Below are 19,292 nucleotides of genomic sequence, written 5' to 3'. Positions count from 1 at the left end.
GGCGATGAACTAATGACTTTTCGACTAGACTGCACTAAAAACTACTTGATTTAGTGACCGACTGGGCTAAGAGGCGTAGTACCAGTTAAACTCAAATTATCCTGGATTTTCCGTAACAGACATTTTTCAGTTGTATCTACCTAACAATGTGAATTCCCTGCACTATCTCTGAGAAATGTCTTCAGCTTCAAGAAACTATCACAATTCACTGTTCGTCTAATTATCTGCCGAGGATATTGCTATGCTACAAAGTTTTGAATCTCGGTGGTTGAAAGTGGTGTGATACCTCAACGAAAGGAGGTTTTTTTAATGAACGTACAAGGAAAAACGGCTCTAGTTACTGGGGCTTCCCGTGGAATTGGAAGAGCGATCGCGATCGAATTAGCCAAACAAGGAGCAAAGCGTTTATTGTTAGTAGCACGCGATTCCCAAAAGTTAGCTGAAGTTGCCGCCGAAATCGAAGCACTTGGCGCAGAAGTCGTGACGCTGGGGTTAGATGTATCGCAAATGGTAGAGGTGAATATTGCGATCGCCCAAGCTTGGCGAGATTACGGCCCCATACATCTTTTAGTCAACTGTGCGGGAGTTGCACACCAATCGCCTTTCTTGAAATCTCCATTGCCAAACGTGCAGCAAGAAATCGCGATTAACTTAATGGGAATGTACACCATAACTCGTCTCGTAGCGCGAAGGATGGCTGCACAACAAGAAGGTACAATTGTTAACGTTTCCAGCTTAATGGGTAAGATTGCCGCACCCACAATGGCTACCTATTCTGCTACTAAATTTGCCATTGTCGGATTCACCCAAGCTTTGCGCGGCGAACTCGCTCAACACAATATCAAAGTGATAGCTTTGCTACCATCTTTAACAGATACCGACATGGTGCGCGATCTGCAATGGTTTAGATGGGTAGTGCCTATGACTCCCCAAAAAGTAGCTAAAGTACTTATCGACGGATTGCACAAGGAATCGCCGGAAATTTTGGTGGGATGGCAAAGTTATTTAGCCGTGTGGTGCCAACGTTTTGCACCTTGGTTATTGGAGAGCGTTTTAGTGATGGCTGCGCCACTATCTAAGGATAGGCGGAAACGCTATCAACGATTGAAACAGGCTTAAGGAATATAGGATTGGCGATCGCTTTTCCTTAAGAAAGGCGATCGCTTCTTATCCCCGAAGTTAGATGACACCATCGTCGATTACAGTTATCTAATTTCTTGATGCCAAATGTCTCGTTTTTAACCACATTTCCAAGTCATCATTGCCAGCAACTGTTTCTAAGGTATCTAGGCGTTTCTCTATTTCTTCCAGCCGATATTCTGGTATGGAGTTTGAGGATTTTTTATTCGATAGCCATACGCAAGCTGTACCTGTTGCTGCACTTGCGCCTAATGCGATCGGTATGGCAATATTATTTCTAGTCGGTGAAAAAATCATGCAAAGCGCCAGCATTCCGGTAGCAAAAGACCAAATTCTCGTCGTCGCAGCAAGTCGGCTATCTGTAGATGGCTCAAAATCTTTTTCTGAAAACATAAATTTTTTTCGCTCATCAACCCTTTACTTCATACATTGCCACATTCGGATCGGTTCGCGCTTCCTACTAATGGGTTGAGTCTATTGGGCTAAGTATTTATACCTATTGCTTTGGGAGGAGAGGCGAGAGAGGGTGCGATCGCACTTAAAAACCTAATAGCATCGAAGAGGCCATCTCTACCTCTATTGAACTACAAATTTTGCCATTCATCTTGTGAAATCCCTGCCTGCTTTAAAATTCTTCCCAGCAAACTTTCTCTAATATCTCCTTGATGTGGGTTGGGAATACGAATTCGTAGACCATCACGAACCATAAATTGGTGTTTTCCGCCTGAAAATGGGCCTTCAAAGCCAGCAGCACGCAAAGCAGCAATCAAGTCACGACGCGAGATAGGGCCAAAAGGTGGCATGATTTCATACTCTCTAATGATTTTGTACTTATAGAGCTAGCCAAAAATCAACTGAAAAATTTGGGCATCAGGTGACAGATTCGACTTTTAAGGAAACGCCGGCGAATTCTGGCAGTTGATGACCCATAGCAATCCCAACGAGTACCCATTCTTGCAGCACTTCTAATAGTTCTTCACGACAACTTTCCAACGTATTACCTGTTGCCCATACACCAGTTGCGCCAGGAATTTCGCCATAAAATCCTTCATCCTCCTCAAGCATCTCGTAGTGTGCCGCTTCCATCGCCTTTTGAATATATTTTTGAATCATTATCTACCTCTAATTAAGTTCAATCAGAAAACATCGAAATCATTATCGCAGTCCTTGCTCTCGCAACAGCGCATCAGCCCAAACTGCATCTGATTCCGATAGTGGCGGTACTGCTTCCCTTCTATAATCTATCCGCATATCGTAACCCGCTACGTCATACACACTATTTAATAATGCTTGCAAATCGACTACTGGCTCAACATCTCCTGACTGTAAAGGGATAGGAAACTTAGGAATTTCATTTTGTAAATTAAACGCATATAAATCGGCTAAAGGACGCTTAGCACTCCGACAAACCAAGATCCGATACTGACTCTGAATCCCATTACTGAAAAATGGCATTGCTTGACCGCTTCGCAATAAATCAATTTCTACTAAATTTGTCAAACTTCCCAATACTTTTTGCCGTTTAGCTTCGTATGCTTTCCGTCCTTCCCCAGAACGTTTGTTAACAGGTGAGAGAATTTCTATCGCCGTTACTACTTCTTTTGTCTCCACTTCGCGAATCTCTAAATATCCCTGTTTGCGAATTTCAGGTACGGGAATTGTTACTGTCACAGGTTGTGCTGGAGGTGCAGCGACAGCAACATTTGTTGTGGCGGGGTTTGTTTCAGTCAGAGGACTTTGTACCACCACATCGGGAATTCCCACTAGCAAATCTTCCCCTCCAGTTTCATACATTCGCACTTCAACGGCGACTATGTACTTAGGACGCAATTGAGGAGCCAAAAACCTCAATAGCTCGCCGATCAGTAAGTGGTGTACTCCTGGCCAAAAGTCAGGATTTTCTAAATAGGGATTCATTCCCGGAAAGGTCGAAGGCATAAAAGTACCTCTAAGACGATCGCATATATCCCATTGTTAGCTTGTTTGTCATATTATAAGCATACACCGCTCGAAGTCTGTCCTAACTAAAAGCCCTAAAATGATAAACTGAAATGCGTAGCATAAAAGTGAAATATGGCACAATACGATCGCTTAATCCTGATGGCAGAGGATGAACTGACACAGTACAGCACCGATGCTCGCAAAATTGAAAAACTCCGTCAAAAAATTGGCTTATCTGTGACTGCGGCGGAACAACGACAGGTGAAAGAAGCGTTGCTTGCTGAAATACCAACAGATTTTTTGAGCCAGTTGGTAGAAAAACAACGTCAGACGGTCGCATTGCCGTTTTGGGGTATTGCTGGACTGGGATTGCTACTGGGTATTTCCCTCTCGCAGCCAGTTGACTTTATTGCTACAATTGCAGGTACTGCTGTTGCGATCGCACTGCAAAAATGGGGTTGGAAGTTACAAGCTAAACGTTTGGTACTGCAAACTCTTGAAGACATCGAACAACGCACCCGCAACCCCGTTAGTAAAGATGTGGCTACTCAATAGACATCTCCAAAAATTCTTGTGGGGTAGGCATCCTGCCTGCCTTTGAGATTCTTTTTTGAAGATGTCTGTTGAGGCTGTTTCGGATTGATGGTGAAAATGCTTTTTGTATTACAGATTTGGTGATATGGTGGGTTACGGCACGGTCAATTAATTATTGCTTTTAACGCTGAAATTATTGTCCCTGCCTAACCCACCCTACAGTTAAATAAGATTCTATTATCACTAATCTACAAGCTTTCCCTCATCTTACCCCCCCTCCCCGTAGACGGGGAGGGGGTTGGGGGGTGGGGTAAATCATATCCCATAAGCTAACATATCTATTGCCGTTTCTATAGCTAAATGAATCTCATTTAATTCCTTGCTATTGCCAGTAGTTATGTTAATCTCATCCCCTTTATTTGTAGTTACTATCAGAGTGTAGGTACTTTTCAATTGGTTCAATTGGTAAATACCAAATGCAATAATGATAACGCCTATTGCTATCCCTAATAAGCTCCTAGCCAAAAAAGAAACTATTGCTACTATAACACCAACAGTTACTATGCGATCGAGCGGTTCCGTATCCGGCTTTTGCTCAACCCGCTTTAAAATATAAATATCGCGAATATGATATTGGATATTTTTATACTTGAGCAAACTCCTAGTAACAGAAATATCCCCTTTTTGATAAATAATTTTTTCTGGGTATGCAGATGACATTTATAGCTAGGGCGTCGGGAAGAGGGCGTCGGGCGTCGGGCGTCGGGGAGTGGGGGAGTGGAAGAATTAATATTTTCCCTTTTCCCTCTCCCTCTTATTTTTGACTTTTGACTTTTGACTTTTGACTTTTGACTTTTGACTTTTGACTTTTGACTTTTGACTTCTATTTCACATCGTAACCAAACAAATTCGGGTTAACTTCACCTAATTGCAAATCATCTAATCCATACTCAGCCCAACGCCTTTTTACCATCGCCGCTACATCGGGATCGGACTCCAAAGGTGCGCCCCATTCGTGTTCGGTTTCCGGCGGTATTTTAGTAGTGGCATCAATTCCCATTCTGCCACCCAAACCAATCTTTTCACTGGCGAAATCCAAACTATCAAAAGGTGTATTGGGCAAAATAAACACATCTCGCGACGGGTCAACTTTAGAACTGATTGCCCAGACAACTTGACGCGGATCTCGAATGTTGATGTCTTTATCGACAACAATCACAAATTTGGTGTAGGTGAATTGCGGTAAAGCACTCCAAAACGCCAAAGCTGCACGTCTGGCTTGACCGGGATATGCTTTATCAATGGAAATAATCGCCGCTTTGTAGCTGAGGGCTTCCATTGGTAAGAAAAAGTCCACAATTTCCGATACTTGTTGTCGTAAAATTGGTGTGTAGATGCGGTTAAGTGCGATCGCCATCATCGCTTCTTCCTTCGGCGGACGCCCGCTAAACGTGGTCAAATAAATCGGGTCTTTGCGATGGGTCATGCACTGGAAGCGAATCAGGGGTGAATCTTCTACACCGCCGTAGTACCCCATGTGGTCGCCAAAGGGCCCATCCGACAACACTTCTCCAGGGGTAATCGTACCTTCCAATACCATTTCTGAGTCGGCTGGCACTTCCAAATCCACCGTTTTGCACTTGGCCAAAGTTACGCCAGAACCCCCGTAAAGTCCGGCAAACAACCATTCCGACAAGTCTACGGGGATGGGTGTGGCGGCTGCCATAATGATGAGGGGGTCAACGCCGAGTGCGATCGCCACTTCCAACTTTTTACCTCTTTCCGCCGCCTTTCGCAAATGTCTCGCCCCACCCCGCACCGATAACCAATGCACGGTCATCGTATTGGGAGATTGCAATTGCAGGCGATAAACCCCCACATTCGGCGTTCCCGTCTCGCAATCTTTTGTAATTACCAAGCCTAACGTGATAATTTTCCCCGCATCTCCCGGATAAGGGCGAATCATCGGAATTTTAGTAAGATCGAGATCGTCTCCCTGGATGACAACTTGCTGACAAGCGGGGAAAAAGTCGCGTCCCGGTTTGGCTTTCAAAACATCAAACAGCACCTTGCCAAATTCTACAGCCTGCGAAATCTTCTTCGGAGGCTTGGGTTGTTGCAGCATACTCAGCTTCTTACCCAGCGTTTCCAACTCTTCTGGGTGTTCCATATTCATCGCCCAGCAAATCCGTTCTACTGTCCCCATCAGGTTGACAGCCACCGGATACGGCGACCCTTTCACGTTTTCAAATAACAAACCTGGGCCACCTCGTTGCAGCATCTGGTTGGCAATTTCGGCAATTTCCAAATCTGGGTCAACCTTGGCGGCAATCCGCCGCAATTGTCCCTTTTCTTCCAGCAATTTGATAAATCCCCGCAAGTCTCTGGCCATAATGAAAATATGTGAAGCTTTGTCTTCCTCATATTATGGACTGAACCCCGACAGCGTTGCCCGTGGAAGGCTATGCCAGATAACTCCAAGCCTAACGTGAATGAATCTGCCATTATCGACAAAATCAGCACCTGTGTCTATCAAGCTGTCCTTGATATTCAGCAAAAACAACCTGAATGGCTGAATGAAAAGTACAGGAAGGTTAACTGGGGCGATGGTAAAAGTCAATCTATCTTTTTGCGACGATTGCAAGAAGAACTCAGCAATGTCGTCGACCAAAAGGCATTGCTTATCAAAGTGAGAAAGTTTTTGATACTTCTTCTGGTTCCCAGCTTTTTTGAATCCGTTGAGTTTAAGTCGTTAATGGCAAAAGTTCGGCAGTTGAGTCAGCCAGAAATTCAGCCAAATGGCAGAGTAAATACGGATGGTAAACATACAGAATCTTCAATTACCACACCAGAATCGCCGAAATTAGAGAGTGCGATCGCACCCTCTGTCGCTCAACCAAATAGTATTGCTATCTTACTTCTAGATGCCGAAAATTTACAACTCGACGTTGACACAGAAAAGTTCTTGGCGGGAGTTTGTAGCTATCCCATCCAAATTAAAGTTGCTTTTGCCAACTGGCGCAGTATGGGTAAGCAAGATTTGGAATTTCACGGGCGCGGTTACGAATTGATTCACGTACCGCAAGGAAAAGATAGTGCCGATTTCAAAATGGCAACGGTGGGCTCATCTATCTTCGTACATTATCCCAATGCTAGAGAAGTTTTAGTATGTTCCTCTGACAATGGGATAACTCATTTGTGCAATACTTTGCAAACCCACGGATTAACTGTATATCGTGTTCGCAAGCAAGGAGATGCGCTCGTGGTATTAAATAGCAAAACTTCTCAAGTACAAACCTATTCTCTCAAGGCTTTACCGGAAATACCATCCTTGCCCGAATTGATTGCCCAACTGAAAGGCTTAATAAAAGATGAACAACAAAATACTGGTTTGCAGTGGATAAAATTATCTAGAGTTGCCAACCTTTTTCAAACTAAATACAATTTAACTATCAGTCAAGTTGTTTCTACACATCTCCCTGGCAAAAAATCTAGAGAGATTTTTAGCGACTACCCTGTGGATTTTGCGGTCCACCAGCCCACAAGTCAATCTCCTCCTTACGTGACCTTATTCGATATATCAGAAGTCAAGAAGGTAGAAAGCGATCGCAACGATGGTACTGATGATAGCAAAAATCTTCATACTGCTGCAATTACTTCCTTAGAAGATTTGGAAAAAGTGTTACTGACGCTGATCAATGAATTAATTCTTAACTCCGCGAGCGGTTATGTTTCTCTGGAAGTTATAGGCACTGAATTTCACAGGCAATACGGACAATCTATCAATGCGCTTATTAAAGATAAGTTGAAGTTTGACGGTAACCTACTTAAGATTTTGCAACATTTTAGCTCTTTTAAGGTGCAATATAAAAAGGGTAAGTGGCTAGTTGCGATCGCACAACCCTAGACTATCCGCCGAAAAACTTCTCATCCCAAATCCAGGTTAGCTACTTCCTTTTTCAGTCTCAATGTTCTTATCCAACTCCCCCACTCTCCCCTAATTCTAAAAAGTACCCCTTAAGAGGTATGTTTTGGCGATTAGAGAGTGCCAGCTTTATATGAGACATAATTTTCAACTGAGTGCCAATAAAATTAATTTTTTAACTAAATTTTTAACAAAACTTAGTTAAACAAAGTTTTACCTAAAATTAACTGGAAATTATCTCAATATTTTCTTTGCCTTAACCAACAAAGTTGTAGGGTTATGGATGCTCAATTACTGGTATCATTGTGCTTAAGGGCAGGGTGAATATGATTTTTTCTTCCACTACCTTGCGTCGAGCTGTAATGGCTTCTGTAGCCACGGTTGGCGTTGTGGCGGGAGCTGTTTATACGGCAACTTCTCAAACAGCAGTAACTTTAAACGGTGCGGGCGCAACTTTTCCAGCTCCCCTGTATCAGCGGTATTTTGCACAATTCAGCCAAAGTAACCCAAATACTCGCGTTAACTACCAAGCAGTCGGTAGCGGTGCTGGTATTCGGCAAATGATTGCCGGGACAGTAGATTTTGCCGGTAGCGACGTGGCGATGAAAGATAACGAAATCGGTCAAGTGGGTAGGGGTGTAGTATTTGTCCCCACCGCAGGCGGCCCGGTGGCAGTCGTTTACAATCTGCCCGGAGTTAACAATCTCAAACTGTCTCGCGAAGCGCTTCCCGCTATATTTTCCGGTCAAATTACGAACTGGAACGATCCCAGAATTGCCTCTGCTAACGCTGGCGTGAGTCTGCCCAATCAGCCAATCAGATTGGCCGTGCGTGCGGATAGCAGCGGTACAAGCTTTATCTTCAGCAATCACCTGAGTGCTATTAACCCCTATTTTAGAGGCCGAGTGACTGCTAGCACTACCCCTAACTGGCCTGGAAATCCACTGCGGGGCCAAGGTAATCCAGGTGTAGCCCAAAGTGTGAAGAATACTCGCGGTGCAATTGGCTATGTGGAATTTGCCTATGCTAAAACCGCTGGCCTGCAAATGGCACAATTACAAAATAAGGGCGGCGCTTACATTGCTCCCTCTATGCAAGCAGCTAATGAAGCGCTGGAATCGGTGAATTTTAACCCTGATTTCCGCGTTAACTTCAGCAGTTTGGGAGACCCAGCACAAGGCTATCCTATTTCTGGATTGACCTGGATAATGGTTTACAAGCAGTATACTCAACCCGGTAAAGCAGATGCTGTCAAGAAGCTGGTACAGTGGATGATGACAAGCGGTCAGCAAATAAACGATGACCTCAATTACACGCGCATTCCCCCTTCAGTTGCCAATCGGGTAGTTCAAGCGGTCAACAGTAGCGTTAAGTAATTATCAACAAGTCAGTCAGGATAAAGGATAAAGGCGGAATTACTCGCATCTATTTCATCTTTAATCCTTTATCATCTTTACTCGTCTGGTGAGGAACAATTCAATAAATATGAAAGATAAAAATGAACCGCAAAAAAAGTATAATTCAGTCAAAGAATCTTCTATCAAAAACGGTTTTGACGCTAACTTTGGTCTGATGAATGGAACGGGAGAAAATCTCTGGTTAGAACAAGGATTTATCCGGTTAGTTTACGCTTTTGCCTACGGTACTGCTTTTGTGCTGTTTTGGTTATCCTGGGTAATTTTTCAGCAAGCGCACCCAGCGATCGCACGTTTCGGGATAGCATTTTTGTGGGGTAGGGAATGGAACATCGGCGAGCTAACTTTCGGTGCGTTGCCATTCATCTACGGAACGCTGGTATCTTCTGGAATCGCCCTATTAATAGCAGTTCCCGTAGGGGTAGCAGTTGCTTTAGTAACGAGCGAAGATTTTTTGCCGCCGTGGGTGCGATCGCCAATCGCATTCGTAGTTGAATTAACCGCCGCCATTCCCAGCGTAATTATCGGCTTGTGGGGAATTTTTGTATTAATTCCAGCGCTCCTGCCCCTGCAACAATGGCTGTACGATCGATTCAACTGGATTCCTCTTTTTAGTACCCCACCTTCTGGCCCCAGTTTGTTAATTGCCGGTATTATATTATCGATTATGATCGTACCAACAGTAGCGGCAATTAGCCGGGATGTTTTATTAGCTATTCCCAGAGATTTGCGAAGCGCTTCCATGTCGTTGGGCGCTACCCGTTGGGAAACTATCTTTCGCGTATTTTTGCCTACGGGAATTTCCGGAATTTTAGGTGCATCAACCCTAGCTTTGGGACGCGCTTTAGGGGAAACTATGGCCGTAACGATGGTGATCGGTAACTCCCCTCAAATTAACCCTTCTTTACTGGAACTCGGTTCTACAATTCCCTCCGTTCTTGCCACTCAATTTGCCGAAGCACTAGACAAAATCCATATCGGCGCGTTAATGTATTTATCCTTAATACTGTTTGTTATCACCTTGCTTGTTAACATGGCTGCTGTTCTGATGGTGCGAGTGCTGAAACATTAAAAATCTCAAAAATCCGCTTTTTCTGACAATGACAAAAATATCCTCTCATTCTCCACCCGAAGCATCCCAAATCGCAGAAATTTACACCCCCTTGCCCATAGGTCGAACAATATTCACTTATGGCATGAATTTCCTGGCATTTGGGCTTACAGGTTTGGCACTATTGCCCTTATTAGGGATATTGTTTGCCATTTTGCGCCAAGGACTTCCGAAACTGAAGTGGGAAAGTATTACTTCTCTACCAGCCCCAGTGGGAATGGAAGGGGTAGCGAATGGATTTGCTAATGCCATCTTGGGCACTGTAATTATGGTAGGAATTGCCTCCTTAATCAGCATACCTTTTGGTTTGATGACGGGCATATTTTTATCCGAATTTGGCAGAGACTCAAAAGTTGCCAGCGCCATTCGTTTTATCACCACCGTCCTGACCGGCATTCCTTCTGTAATTGTTGGTGTTTTTGCCTACGCCGTTGTTGTTTTGACGATGGGTGGATTTTCAGCAATGGCTGGCGGTTTTGCACTTTCTATCCTCATGTTACCAGTAATAGCTCTCACAACAGAAGAAGCCTTAAAGCTTGTTCCCACTTCCCAGCGACTCGCCTCTGCTGGCTTAGGTGCCAACTGCTTCCAAACAACTTTTAAAATTGTTGTGGCAACGGCATTACCTGGGGTAACTACGGGTATTTTGCTAGCTGTGGCTCGCGCTGCTGGGGAAACGGCTCCGCTCATTTTTACGGCTTTGTTTAGCGATAACTGGCCAACTGGTTTATTCGATCCTACTCCTTCTTTGTCCGTTCTTATATTTAATTATGCCAGTTCTCCTTTTACGGAACAAAACGATTTGGCTTGGACGGCTTCGGTGGTGTTGGTGAGTTTAATTTTGGTGCTGAGTGTTTTGTCTCGCTTGGTTACGCGCACAAGAATTAAAGGTTAAAAATTTGTTCGGAAAACACAATGAATTACAGCGATCGCGATAAGATAATCAAACCCGGTATTCTCAAGGTGAATAGTTTGTCTACCGCTCCTCAATCTACTTCAGAAGAATTAATTCCCGCTTTGAAAGTCGAAAATTTAAGCTGTTATTACGGCGACAAAAAAGCGGTGCATTCAGTGTCGATGGATATCTATCAGGGTCAAATTACGGCGATTATCGGCCCTTCGGGTTGCGGTAAATCGACTTTCATTAAAGCTTTGAACCGCATTAGCGAATTGGAAGGAAAGGTACGCTTTGAAGGGTCTGTGGAATTTTTCGGTCAAAATATCTACAGTCGCCGCGTTAATCTCAATAAACTTCGCCGTCAGATTGGTATGGTGTTCCAAAAACCCAATCCTTTTGCGATGAGTATTTACGATAATGTCGCTTACGGTGTGAGGGTAGCGGGACGCAAATCGAAAGGGGAATTAGATGAAATTGTTGAATCTGCTCTTAAAGGTGCCGCTATTTGGGATGAAGTGAAAGATAATCTCAAAAAATCTGCTTTGGGACTATCTGGGGGTCAACAGCAGCGACTTTGTATTGCTCGCGCTTTGGCGGTGAAGCCGAAAATTATGCTGATGGATGAACCTTGTTCGGCTCTCGATCCGATCGCTACCATGAAAATTGAGGAATTGCTGCAAACTCTGCGGGAGGAACTGACGATCGCTATTGTGACGCACAATATGCAGCAAGCTTCTCGCGTTTCCGATTATACGGCTTTTTTCAATACCGATGAAAGTCGCATCGGTCAGTTAATTGAATTTGGCCCCACTGCTAAGATTTTTACAGATGCTTCTGAAGCAGGCACTCGCGACTATATTGCAGGTCGTTTTGGTTAACTATTTGTCTGTATTTTTACATAACAAAATTTTTGAACCTTTTCTGGGATGGGCAAGATGCCCATCCCGATTGCGATCGTGCTTCAGAACTTACGCACGCCGAGCCTAGAAAGGGGGTTTCTGTTTCGGTATCTAGTTGAAAAAACCTGATAGGCGATCGAACTTCCCATCAAACAGTAGGGTGGGCATTGCCCACTATTAGTTCTGGAAAATGTTACCGAGCAGGGAAAGAAGCTGACCGCAGCAATCACGAACAATTTAAACCTAAAGCTTTTCGCAGTAGCGTTTGGTCTTCCAATTTCGCAGATAAGCGGCCTTTTTCTAAGTCCCGAATCCAACTTTGGCTTTTACCTGTCATTTGCGCTAAAGCCCTCTGGCTAATTCCCTGATTTTTCCTGGCCATAATAATCTGTTCCGGTAAAAGGATAGACTGCTCTTTTAATTTTGTCTTTTTGTGGCGAGAGCCTTGTTTTTTATTGTTGGTATCAGTCCTTACTTGTTCCCAATCTGGTGGGAGTTCAAACCATAAAATACGGGCATTCATTAACAAATTCCATTTACCGCGAGGGCTAGCATCTGTAATGCGTGTGCCATTGCTACCATCCTTAATCCAAAAATCTAACGCTGCTTCGGCATCATCTGGAATTTCGGCTAACTTCGCCCAAAGTGGTTGAATTTCAGGTGGATAAGTCACTGGATCGAATACAGGTTTTAGGTTATAACGATTTAAACATTCTAAATCGCTTTCAAATGTTCGTAAAAGTCGCTTTCTTTCTTCTCTATTTTGAGAGGAATAACCTACTCTTTTTTCACCGTAAGCAACACGCATTAAGGTTGGTACGGTAATGCGTTGTTCTTTTCCCATTTTGGTTTTAAATAGCAGCCAAAGCATCATACGAGCGGCACCTTCATGTTGCTGCCAAATACTCATCACAGCGCTTAGGAGGGATTGAGCCAAAACCCCGTACTGATAAAAATGCGTTCGCTGCTTACAGCCTTGTTTGTTCAAAAAATATTGCGCCCAAATACCTGCCCTAACTTTGAAAGTTAAACCAACTAGGGATTTACAACCAATTTCGTCTTCTTGGAAATGATGTTGAATTTCTAGCAGGTGCCATAAGCGGCTTTCTGCCACTGAAAATTCGTTAACTTTACCTTGTTTAGGCCAAGAAAAGGAAGCTGTTATTGTGCAAGGCTGTTCGGCAATTTTTTTGATGATGGATAGTTTAGTCGATTTACTGAGATCCTTACGTTTGTCGAGTTCTAAATACTCCTCAATTTGACGATCGCTAATGAGAAACTCTTGCTCCCAAGGCTTTTCCAACGCCGTAGCGTGTGCAGCGTAAATCAAGTGCATACAGGCAGATCTGATATCCAAGGATTCAATAGCTGCAATAGCTTCTTCACGGGCCAGAGGTTCGGATTCACCAGCTAAGCTATTAGTGATGTGTAGGACAATTCTTCCCCGCCCTCCGTTGACTTGTCTCTCGTAATAGGGTTGCCCCACGTCATTCACTTTCCAATCTAACGATTGTCGTTGTGCTAATAGGTTGCAAAGTTCCCACATCACCATTGAAGATGCAAACGGATTATTCTTCACATTGGCGAATAAGTCAGGACTGGTTGCAGGTCTGACATCTACTTTATATCTACCTTTTTTTGGCTCTGAAGGTACAGGACAAGCGATCGGACAAAAAGCTAGACACTGCGGTTCCGAATAATAGCCTTCGCAATTGTTACAAAGACTGGCGTCTATCCAATAATTTTGTTCGTCTGTTTTAATTGCGCCTGTGGGACAATGGGTGCGGCAACTATCACAGGCGACACAATCCTTTGGAATTTTATAAGCCATAAACTAATCTGGAATATTTGATAGTTGGGATACTAGGTCAAACTTCTAGCTTGTTTATTTACCCAAGTTGCTATTTACATGAAGTAGGGTGCGTCAGAGCCATAGAATTAATGATAATCGCCAAAATTCTGCCTTCTGACGCACCCTACAGACTCAAAATTAATAACTAGCAACTTGGGTTATTTGCTTACTTTAACGGTAAGCATTGCATGGGAAAACCCATAGCAAATTATCGCTTAATTGCAAGCGATTAGACTAAGAAATTTAAATTGGTCTTGACCAATTAATCTTAGACAAGGTTGTGGTTTTAATTCTTATAAAATAAGCATTTTTACTTGGTGTTTCTGTTCATGGCAAACATTTTTACCTATTGAGCTTGTTTTTTTTATTGTTACGGTAGGTATATACGTATACTAACTTTGAAGTAACGCAAGCGCCAATTTATTACTCAGAATAAAGAAAAAAAACCGAGTTTATTTCGTTGCTATAGCCTCGAAAAACCCGGTTTCTAGGATTATTGAATAGGTTGTTTAGTATCTAGGCCAATCTGGAACCTCAGCATCTTCTCCCCCAATGCCGATCCCTGTATTAAAAATCTCGGCATCAGTGATATTAAGATTATTCATTGATGCCTGAAACACATTAGCGTCATAGATTGTAGCGCGAGTTAAATTTACGTTGTCGAGATTTGCTTGCTTAAGATCGGCGTTGGTGAGAAAAGCTTGAGTTAAGTCAGCGCCTGCCAAGTTAGCATTGGTTAAATCGGCACCTTCTAAGTTGGCGCGAGTGAGGTTGGCACCTTGCAGGTTGGCTTCTCTCAAATCGGCACCAATTAAATGTGCGCTCCTGAGATCGGCTCCTGAGAGATCGCACCGATAACATTGACCAGTTGACAATAGCTGTTGCACGTGAAGCGGATTTCCAGCTAGAACTGGGCTATTCAAAAATAGGGGAGCAAATAAGCTTAATGTTGCGACATGAAAAAGTTTCATAATCTTCCCCTTCACTCGAAGGTGGTAGTTTTCCTCACTCTTCTATTATCTCACTAAATTTGGCATTGGATGTTGACCGAAAGCACAGGTTGGCTGTGATGCTCGAAAGTTGGAGAACAACTCTGAGGCTAGGTGGAAAATTTTAATTGACAGCTTGCCTATTTTGTTGTATAATATTAATTGTTTTTACATCAAAAGTTAAAATTTAACGTTTAATAGAAGCTTTCAAACTATTTTTGTTCATCAGACATCTCCAGAAATTAAAGGTGCGACGCCTTGAACCCTTGTAGAGACGTTTCATGAAACGTCTCTACAATGTTTTTTGGAGAGGTCTATGGCCTTCTCCGGTACTGAATCGCAATTTTTCAGTAGCGACAATCCGAATAAAATTCGCAAACCCAAGATTTCAAACCAAGGCAAACCCCATCCCAACTTCATCTTGAGGAGAAAATACTTCTCAAATGCTGCTTTCACCCAGTTTACCCATCGTCCTTGCAAAGCGTAGGAGTAACGCCGTTTACCTGTTTCTGGATCTGGCAAAACGGGGGCTGCAATATAGGCAATCCCCGTATCGCCAAATTCAGCAAAACAAATCGCTTCCAACGTAGGTGTTTTGCAATTATCTGCGATCGCACCTAACTGAACAGCGATATTGTGTGTTACGGCTAATCCCATTGCTTCTGTCATTTGTCCGGTTTTGGGTAATCCCAGCGGCGCAACTTCTTTGGTTTCCGGCAATGCCACGCTCACGCCAAGGGCATAAACGGAGGAAAATTGAGGATGTTCGTAGGTAGGCAATACGGGAATAAACCCTTTGCGATCGCCCAAGCCAAGTACTCGATCGATAAATTCTACGCCTCGAAAAGCTGGCAGTATCATGGCATATTGATAGGGAAGTTTCCGCCCATCAGATAGTGCGATCGCTTCCGCATCGACAGAAGTAATTTTCGCATTAGTTACTGCCTCAATTCCTCGTTTTTTTAGCAGTTTTTCCGTTAATTGTCTGGAGTTACTCAAACCATCCAATCCCAAATGTCCCAGATAAGGTTCTGGCGTCACAAAAGTAATCGATACTCGATCGCGCAAACCTCTGCGCCGCAACTCCCACTCTGCCATTAACAAAAATTCATAAGCTGGCCCAAAACAACTAACTCCCGCCATTGCTCCTACTACCAAATGCCCCGGATTTTCTAAGAACTTCAGCCAAGCTGTTCGCGCTTCTAAAGTATGATTGGGCGAACAAACTGAATGGGTATAACCTCCATCTGGGCCCAGTCCGGGCACGGCATCAAAGGCAAAGGAAGCACCTGTGGCGATCGCCACATAATCCCAATCAACTATTCGATTTTCTTCTACAGTGATGCGTTTGGTTTCAGGGTTAAAAGCTGTTACTCTTCCCAGTATCCATTCAATACCGTGCCGCTTGGTTAATTCAGGCAAGTTTAATTGAATGTGTTCCAGAGGCTTGAGGTTCAGCGCTACCCGGATCGACCCAGGAATAAAAGTAAATTCGGGTCGATCGGAAATTAACGTCACCTTATGTTCTTTCGGCAGTAGATGTCGCAGTTCGTAAGCGGTGGGCAGCCCCCCCAATCCCGCGCCAATTACAACCACTTTTGCCATCTTTTTTAATTTCCTCCTTATGTGCGTCGGCAGCTTGCTGCCATTGATAGGGCTGGTGTACGCTTTTCTGCTGCACCTTAGTACTATTTCAATTTTTTTTATTGCTTATATTACTATTTAAGCATAAAATATGTAGCTTAGCTCGATCGCAGCGAAAATTGGGGACTGGGAAAGAGGCAACCCCGCCCCGCAGTACTGATTGCGATCGCCAGATGAGTAAAAAGGCAAGAGAGATATTGTTCGATCGATACGTAAGTATTTCTTTCTCTAAAATAAGGGTTTACCGAGCCCTAACCGATCGGCAAAATTTTTGGCTATTGTCAAATTGTAAAATTTATATTAATATGTGAAAAACATAAATAATAAGCAAATAAACCGTATAGTTAGTGCGTGTTTAAAAGCTCAAGAGAAAAAGCGTTTTAGGAATGTCTGAAAGTAGCGGAACGCTTTCTAGACCAAGTTTTTATGGAATGAAACAATGACGGCTTGGATTATTGGACATCTTTTAGCAACTTGTATTGGAATTAGCTTGGGGTTAATCGGCGGTGGAGGATCGATTTTAGCGGCTCCTATTTTAATTTACATAATGGGAGTACCAGCTAAGTCAGCCTTTGCCATGACCTTGGTTATTGTTGGTACTGTTAGTATTATTGGTGCGATACCTCACTGGCGACAAGGAAATGTAAATTTGAAAACTGCGGCCTTATTCTCCCCAACAGCTATGTTAGGTGCTTATCTTGGCGCTCGTGCTACTTTTCTTCCCATCGTTACACCGAATATTCAGTTAATTACCTTTGCGATCGTCATGTTGATAGCATCGATTTCTATGCTTCGTAAAGGAGCAAATCAAGCCGATGAATTTGACGAGATTGTCCAGTTAAATTATGAGGATAACGAGCCTCATAAATACCGATGGCTGGCTATAGTATTGGAAGGGTTTGTAGTGGGAATAATTACCGGATTTGTTGGGATTGGTGGTGGTTTTTTAGTAATACCGGCGCTAGTATTGCTAGGAAATACTCCCATGAAAGAAGCGATCGGTACATCTTTGATTATTTTAGCTCTCAAATCAGTTACCGGATTTGCAGGATACTTCGGTCATGTGTTTGTAGAGTGGAATTTACTGGAATCCTTTACAGCTGTTGCTAGTGCAGGTATCCTCATAGGAACGTATTTCACAAAGTTTTTCCTTCCTAAAGATTTGGAGAAAGGATTTGGTTATTTTGTCCTAGTTGTGGCCTTATTTATTTTAATCAAAAGATAGTTACAAAACGCTCTAAATCGGAATTTTAATCACAAATTCCGTACCCTGTCCGATTACCGAACTGCAAGTCAACTGTCCGCTGTGATTGATAACTACAATCTTTTGTGAAATAGATAGCCCTAATCCCGTACCTTTTCCGGGGGGCTTAGTTGTAAAGAAAGGAGCGAAAACTTGTTGTTGGAATTCCTCACTTATACCAGGGCCATTATCGATAATATGAATTAATACTTGCCGCTTTATAACTTCTGTTTTAATCTGAATCATGGGTTGATAATTTGCATATTTATCATCTATATTTTGAGAGCGTATTTTATCTTCTAGCGCGTCGATCGCATTGGCGATCAAGTTCATAAATACCTGATTTAACTGTCCGGGATAGCACTCAACAAGGGGAAATTCACCATATTCTTTTATTACTTTAATACCCGGAAAGTCAGGTCTAGCTTTCAAACGGTGTCCCAAAATTAGAAGCGTACTTTCAATTCCTTCATGAATATTAACAACTTTTTTACCTGCGTCATCCAAGCGAGAAAAATTTCGTAAAGAAGAAGAAAGATCTAAAATACGGCTTGCACCGATGTGCATAGAATTCAACACCTTGGGCAAATCTGACAACAACTCCTTCAACTCAATTTGCTCTATTTTATCTATAACTTCAGTGGGTGGTTCTGGCAGGTATTTTTGATAGAGATTGAGCAAATCGATTAAGTCTTCAAAATAGCGATCGATATGTCCTAAATTACCAACTATGAAATTAACGGGATTATTTACTTCGTGAGCTATACCTGCAACCAATTGTCCCAGACTAGCAATTTTTTCAGATTGCACAAGCCAGACTTGGGCTTCCTTGAGTTCGGCTGTTCTTGCTTCTACCCGTTGTTCTAAATCTTGTTGTAATTCCCGCAAAGTTGTTTCTACAGCCTGTCTTTCTTTAATTTCTACCTTTAACTGTTCATTTTTTGTAGCTAGCGCCTTAGTAAGATTTCGTAACCTGAGATGCAGCTCGAGCCGAACTAGCACTTCTTCCGCTTGAAATGGTTTGGTAATGTAATCGACAGCTCCTAACTTCAGCCCTTTAATTTTATCAGTGGTGTTAGCGAGGGCTGTCATAAAAATCACAGGAATATCCTGAGTTAATGAATTTTTTTTCAAACTACGGCAGATTTCAAAGCCATCTTTTCCCGGCATCACTACATCTAATAAAATCAGATCTGGTTGTGCAATTTTTAACCTTTGCAGCGCCTTTTCTCCACTGAGAGACGACCAAACTTCAAAGCCGGATTCATCTAAAAAATTACACAACACTTCCAAGTTGGTAGGGCTATCGTCAATGACGAGAATAATGCTCTTTTTAGAAGCGTCGATTGTCATACTTTTCTCCTTATATGGGTGAATTATAAAATAGATTCTTCTGCAATGGTAAGTTTACCTTTGCTTTACTAGATCGGTATTTACGCAAGCAGGTACTTTCCCCTAGATGTAGAGTAAATTCATGAATTTATTCTACATCTGTAGTGGATGAAGCAATAAAATGCCTAAGCCCTATATGTTTAAGTTTAATATAATTTAATCGCTGGTAGCAAAAACCATCTTTCTGGCTATTCTGAGTTAGCTTTTGCTATTCGATCGACTAATTGGTAGCTTGGGTTGAGGTACGCAACCAATTTGTAGGTTGGGTTGAGGTACGAAACCCAACTTTTGAGTTGAGTTTCGCTTCAC

18 protein-coding genes are annotated in these 19,292 nt (G+C 42.8%); 8 read left to right on the top strand and 10 right to left on the bottom strand.

Annotation, left to right across the window (positions count from 1 at the left end):
* Window positions 1–309: 309 nt before the first annotated feature.
* Entirely contained in the window at window positions 310–1,119 is an 810-nt protein-coding gene (locus ACE1CD_RS29695; protein WP_374827075.1) for an SDR family NAD(P)-dependent oxidoreductase, read from the top strand.
* A 90-nt stretch (window positions 1,120–1,209) separates the two neighbouring features.
* Here the strand turns inward: ACE1CD_RS29695 and ACE1CD_RS29690 are convergent, their stop codons facing one another.
* The 4 genes from ACE1CD_RS29690 to ACE1CD_RS29675 form a co-directional block, all read right to left on the bottom strand.
* A complete protein-coding gene (locus tag ACE1CD_RS29690; protein WP_374827074.1) occupies window positions 1,210–1,533 on the bottom strand; it encodes a hypothetical protein in 324 nt (107 codons plus the stop codon).
* A gap of 191 nt (window positions 1,534–1,724) precedes the next feature.
* Window positions 1,725–1,943, bottom strand: coding sequence for a type II toxin-antitoxin system HicA family toxin (locus tag ACE1CD_RS29685; RefSeq protein WP_374800078.1), 219 nt, complete (start codon window positions 1,941–1,943; stop codon window positions 1,725–1,727).
* Window positions 1,944–2,010: 67 nt separating this feature from the next.
* Window positions 2,011–2,253: a type II toxin-antitoxin system HicB family antitoxin gene (locus ACE1CD_RS29680; protein ID WP_374800076.1), complete on the bottom strand. Its 243-nt coding sequence runs from the start codon at window positions 2,251–2,253 to the stop codon at window positions 2,011–2,013.
* A gap of 42 nt (window positions 2,254–2,295) precedes the next feature.
* The gene (locus tag ACE1CD_RS29675; protein ID WP_374800074.1) at window positions 2,296–3,078 is read right to left on the bottom strand and encodes a DUF4058 family protein; all 783 of its coding nucleotides are present in this window, start codon (window positions 3,076–3,078) and stop codon (window positions 2,296–2,298) included.
* 135 nt (window positions 3,079–3,213) lie between these two features.
* Between ACE1CD_RS29675 and ACE1CD_RS29670 the strand changes: the two genes are divergently transcribed.
* Complete coding sequence (locus tag ACE1CD_RS29670; protein ID WP_374800072.1) at window positions 3,214–3,636, top strand: hypothetical protein; 423 nt, start codon at window positions 3,214–3,216, stop codon at window positions 3,634–3,636.
* Window positions 3,637–3,930: 294 nt separating this feature from the next.
* Here ACE1CD_RS29670 and ACE1CD_RS29665 read toward each other — a convergent pair whose 3' ends face one another.
* Together ACE1CD_RS29665 and ACE1CD_RS29660 are read right to left on the bottom strand one after the other, a co-directional pair.
* Window positions 3,931–4,335: a DUF6232 family protein gene (locus ACE1CD_RS29665; protein ID WP_374800070.1), complete on the bottom strand. Its 405-nt coding sequence runs from the start codon at window positions 4,333–4,335 to the stop codon at window positions 3,931–3,933.
* Window positions 4,336–4,498: 163 nt separating this feature from the next.
* Window positions 4,499–6,007: a UbiD family decarboxylase gene (locus ACE1CD_RS29660; RefSeq protein ID WP_374827073.1), complete on the bottom strand. Its 1,509-nt coding sequence runs from the start codon at window positions 6,005–6,007 to the stop codon at window positions 4,499–4,501.
* Between the two features lie 72 nt (window positions 6,008–6,079).
* On the opposite strand from ACE1CD_RS29660, the gene ACE1CD_RS29655 reads away from it, so the two are divergent.
* From ACE1CD_RS29655 to pstB, 5 genes are all read left to right on the top strand, one after another.
* Entirely contained in the window at window positions 6,080–7,522 is a 1,443-nt protein-coding gene (locus ACE1CD_RS29655) for an NYN domain-containing protein (protein ID WP_374827072.1), read from the top strand.
* Window positions 7,523–7,866: 344 nt separating this feature from the next.
* A complete protein-coding gene (gene pstS, locus ACE1CD_RS29650; protein ID WP_374827070.1) occupies window positions 7,867–8,916 on the top strand; it encodes a phosphate ABC transporter substrate-binding protein PstS in 1,050 nt (349 codons plus the stop codon).
* Between the two features lie 109 nt (window positions 8,917–9,025).
* Window positions 9,026–10,027: a phosphate ABC transporter permease subunit PstC gene (pstC, locus tag ACE1CD_RS29645; protein WP_374827069.1), complete on the top strand. Its 1,002-nt coding sequence runs from the start codon at window positions 9,026–9,028 to the stop codon at window positions 10,025–10,027.
* 28 nt (window positions 10,028–10,055) lie between these two features.
* On the top strand, window positions 10,056–10,961 hold the full coding sequence (pstA, locus tag ACE1CD_RS29640; protein WP_374800058.1) for a phosphate ABC transporter permease PstA: 906 nt from the start codon (window positions 10,056–10,058) through the stop codon (window positions 10,959–10,961).
* 20 nt (window positions 10,962–10,981) lie between these two features.
* Window positions 10,982–11,842, top strand: a complete 861-nt coding sequence (pstB, locus tag ACE1CD_RS29635) for a phosphate ABC transporter ATP-binding protein PstB (RefSeq protein WP_374827068.1) — start codon at window positions 10,982–10,984, stop codon at window positions 11,840–11,842.
* Window positions 11,843–12,089: 247 nt separating this feature from the next.
* On the opposite strand, the gene ACE1CD_RS29630 is transcribed toward pstB, so the two are convergent.
* The 3 genes from ACE1CD_RS29630 to ACE1CD_RS29620 all read right to left on the bottom strand — a co-directional run bounded on the left by ACE1CD_RS29630 (window position 12,090) and on the right by ACE1CD_RS29620 (window position 16,309).
* Window positions 12,090–13,694, bottom strand: a complete 1,605-nt coding sequence (locus ACE1CD_RS29630; protein WP_374827067.1) for a helix-turn-helix domain-containing protein — start codon at window positions 13,692–13,694, stop codon at window positions 12,090–12,092.
* Between the two features lie 530 nt (window positions 13,695–14,224).
* Window positions 14,225–14,686 (bottom strand): pentapeptide repeat-containing protein, encoded by a 462-nt coding sequence (locus ACE1CD_RS29625; protein ID WP_374800052.1) that lies wholly within the window; start codon window positions 14,684–14,686, stop codon window positions 14,225–14,227.
* A gap of 297 nt (window positions 14,687–14,983) precedes the next feature.
* On the bottom strand, window positions 14,984–16,309 hold the full coding sequence (locus ACE1CD_RS29620) for an NAD(P)/FAD-dependent oxidoreductase (protein WP_374800050.1): 1,326 nt from the start codon (window positions 16,307–16,309) through the stop codon (window positions 14,984–14,986).
* Between the two features lie 478 nt (window positions 16,310–16,787).
* Here ACE1CD_RS29620 and ACE1CD_RS29615 point away from each other — a divergent pair, with 478 nt between their 5' ends.
* Window positions 16,788–17,573: a sulfite exporter TauE/SafE family protein gene (locus tag ACE1CD_RS29615; RefSeq protein WP_374800048.1), complete on the top strand. Its 786-nt coding sequence runs from the start codon at window positions 16,788–16,790 to the stop codon at window positions 17,571–17,573.
* A gap of 12 nt (window positions 17,574–17,585) precedes the next feature.
* Here the strand turns inward: ACE1CD_RS29615 and ACE1CD_RS29610 are convergent, their stop codons facing one another.
* Window positions 17,586–18,944 (bottom strand): response regulator, encoded by a 1,359-nt coding sequence (locus tag ACE1CD_RS29610; protein WP_374827066.1) that lies wholly within the window; start codon window positions 18,942–18,944, stop codon window positions 17,586–17,588.
* Window positions 18,945–19,292 lie beyond the last annotated feature (348 nt).

Source organism: Aerosakkonema sp. BLCC-F183, assembly GCF_041929145.1.
GTDB lineage: Bacteria > Cyanobacteriota > Cyanobacteriia > Cyanobacteriales > Aerosakkonemataceae > Aerosakkonema.
The sequence above is the reverse complement of the archived record's forward strand: the minus strand, read 5'-3'. Positions and strand labels throughout refer to the sequence as shown.

Bases quoted from the DNA above. Each gene is read 5' to 3' on its own strand.
- ACE1CD_RS29695 (WP_374827075.1), top strand. From the start codon at position 310: ATGAACGTACAAGGAAAAACGGCTCTAGTTACTGGGGCTTCCCGTGGA.
- ACE1CD_RS29690 (WP_374827074.1), bottom strand. From the start codon at position 1,533: ATGTTTTCAGAAAAAGATTTTGAGCCATCTACAGATAGCCGACTTGCT.
- ACE1CD_RS29685 (WP_374800078.1), bottom strand. From the start codon at position 1,943: ATGCCACCTTTTGGCCCTATCTCGCGTCGTGACTTGATTGCTGCTTTG.
- ACE1CD_RS29680 (WP_374800076.1), bottom strand. From the start codon at position 2,253: ATGATTCAAAAATATATTCAAAAGGCGATGGAAGCGGCACACTACGAG.
- ACE1CD_RS29675 (WP_374800074.1), bottom strand. From the start codon at position 3,078: ATGCCTTCGACCTTTCCGGGAATGAATCCCTATTTAGAAAATCCTGAC.
- ACE1CD_RS29670 (WP_374800072.1), top strand. From the start codon at position 3,214: ATGGCACAATACGATCGCTTAATCCTGATGGCAGAGGATGAACTGACA.
- ACE1CD_RS29665 (WP_374800070.1), bottom strand. From the start codon at position 4,335: ATGTCATCTGCATACCCAGAAAAAATTATTTATCAAAAAGGGGATATT.
- ACE1CD_RS29660 (WP_374827073.1), bottom strand. From the start codon at position 6,007: ATGGCCAGAGACTTGCGGGGATTTATCAAATTGCTGGAAGAAAAGGGA.
- ACE1CD_RS29655 (WP_374827072.1), top strand. From the start codon at position 6,080: ATGCCAGATAACTCCAAGCCTAACGTGAATGAATCTGCCATTATCGAC.
- pstS (WP_374827070.1), top strand. From the start codon at position 7,867: ATGATTTTTTCTTCCACTACCTTGCGTCGAGCTGTAATGGCTTCTGTA.
- pstC (WP_374827069.1), top strand. From the start codon at position 9,026: ATGAAAGATAAAAATGAACCGCAAAAAAAGTATAATTCAGTCAAAGAA.
- pstA (WP_374800058.1), top strand. From the start codon at position 10,056: ATGACAAAAATATCCTCTCATTCTCCACCCGAAGCATCCCAAATCGCA.
- pstB (WP_374827068.1), top strand. From the start codon at position 10,982: ATGAATTACAGCGATCGCGATAAGATAATCAAACCCGGTATTCTCAAG.
- ACE1CD_RS29630 (WP_374827067.1), bottom strand. From the start codon at position 13,694: ATGGCTTATAAAATTCCAAAGGATTGTGTCGCCTGTGATAGTTGCCGC.
- ACE1CD_RS29625 (WP_374800052.1), bottom strand. From the start codon at position 14,686: ATGAAACTTTTTCATGTCGCAACATTAAGCTTATTTGCTCCCCTATTT.
- ACE1CD_RS29620 (WP_374800050.1), bottom strand. From the start codon at position 16,309: ATGGCAAAAGTGGTTGTAATTGGCGCGGGATTGGGGGGGCTGCCCACC.
- ACE1CD_RS29615 (WP_374800048.1), top strand. From the start codon at position 16,788: ATGACGGCTTGGATTATTGGACATCTTTTAGCAACTTGTATTGGAATT.
- ACE1CD_RS29610 (WP_374827066.1), bottom strand. From the start codon at position 18,944: ATGACAATCGACGCTTCTAAAAAGAGCATTATTCTCGTCATTGACGAT.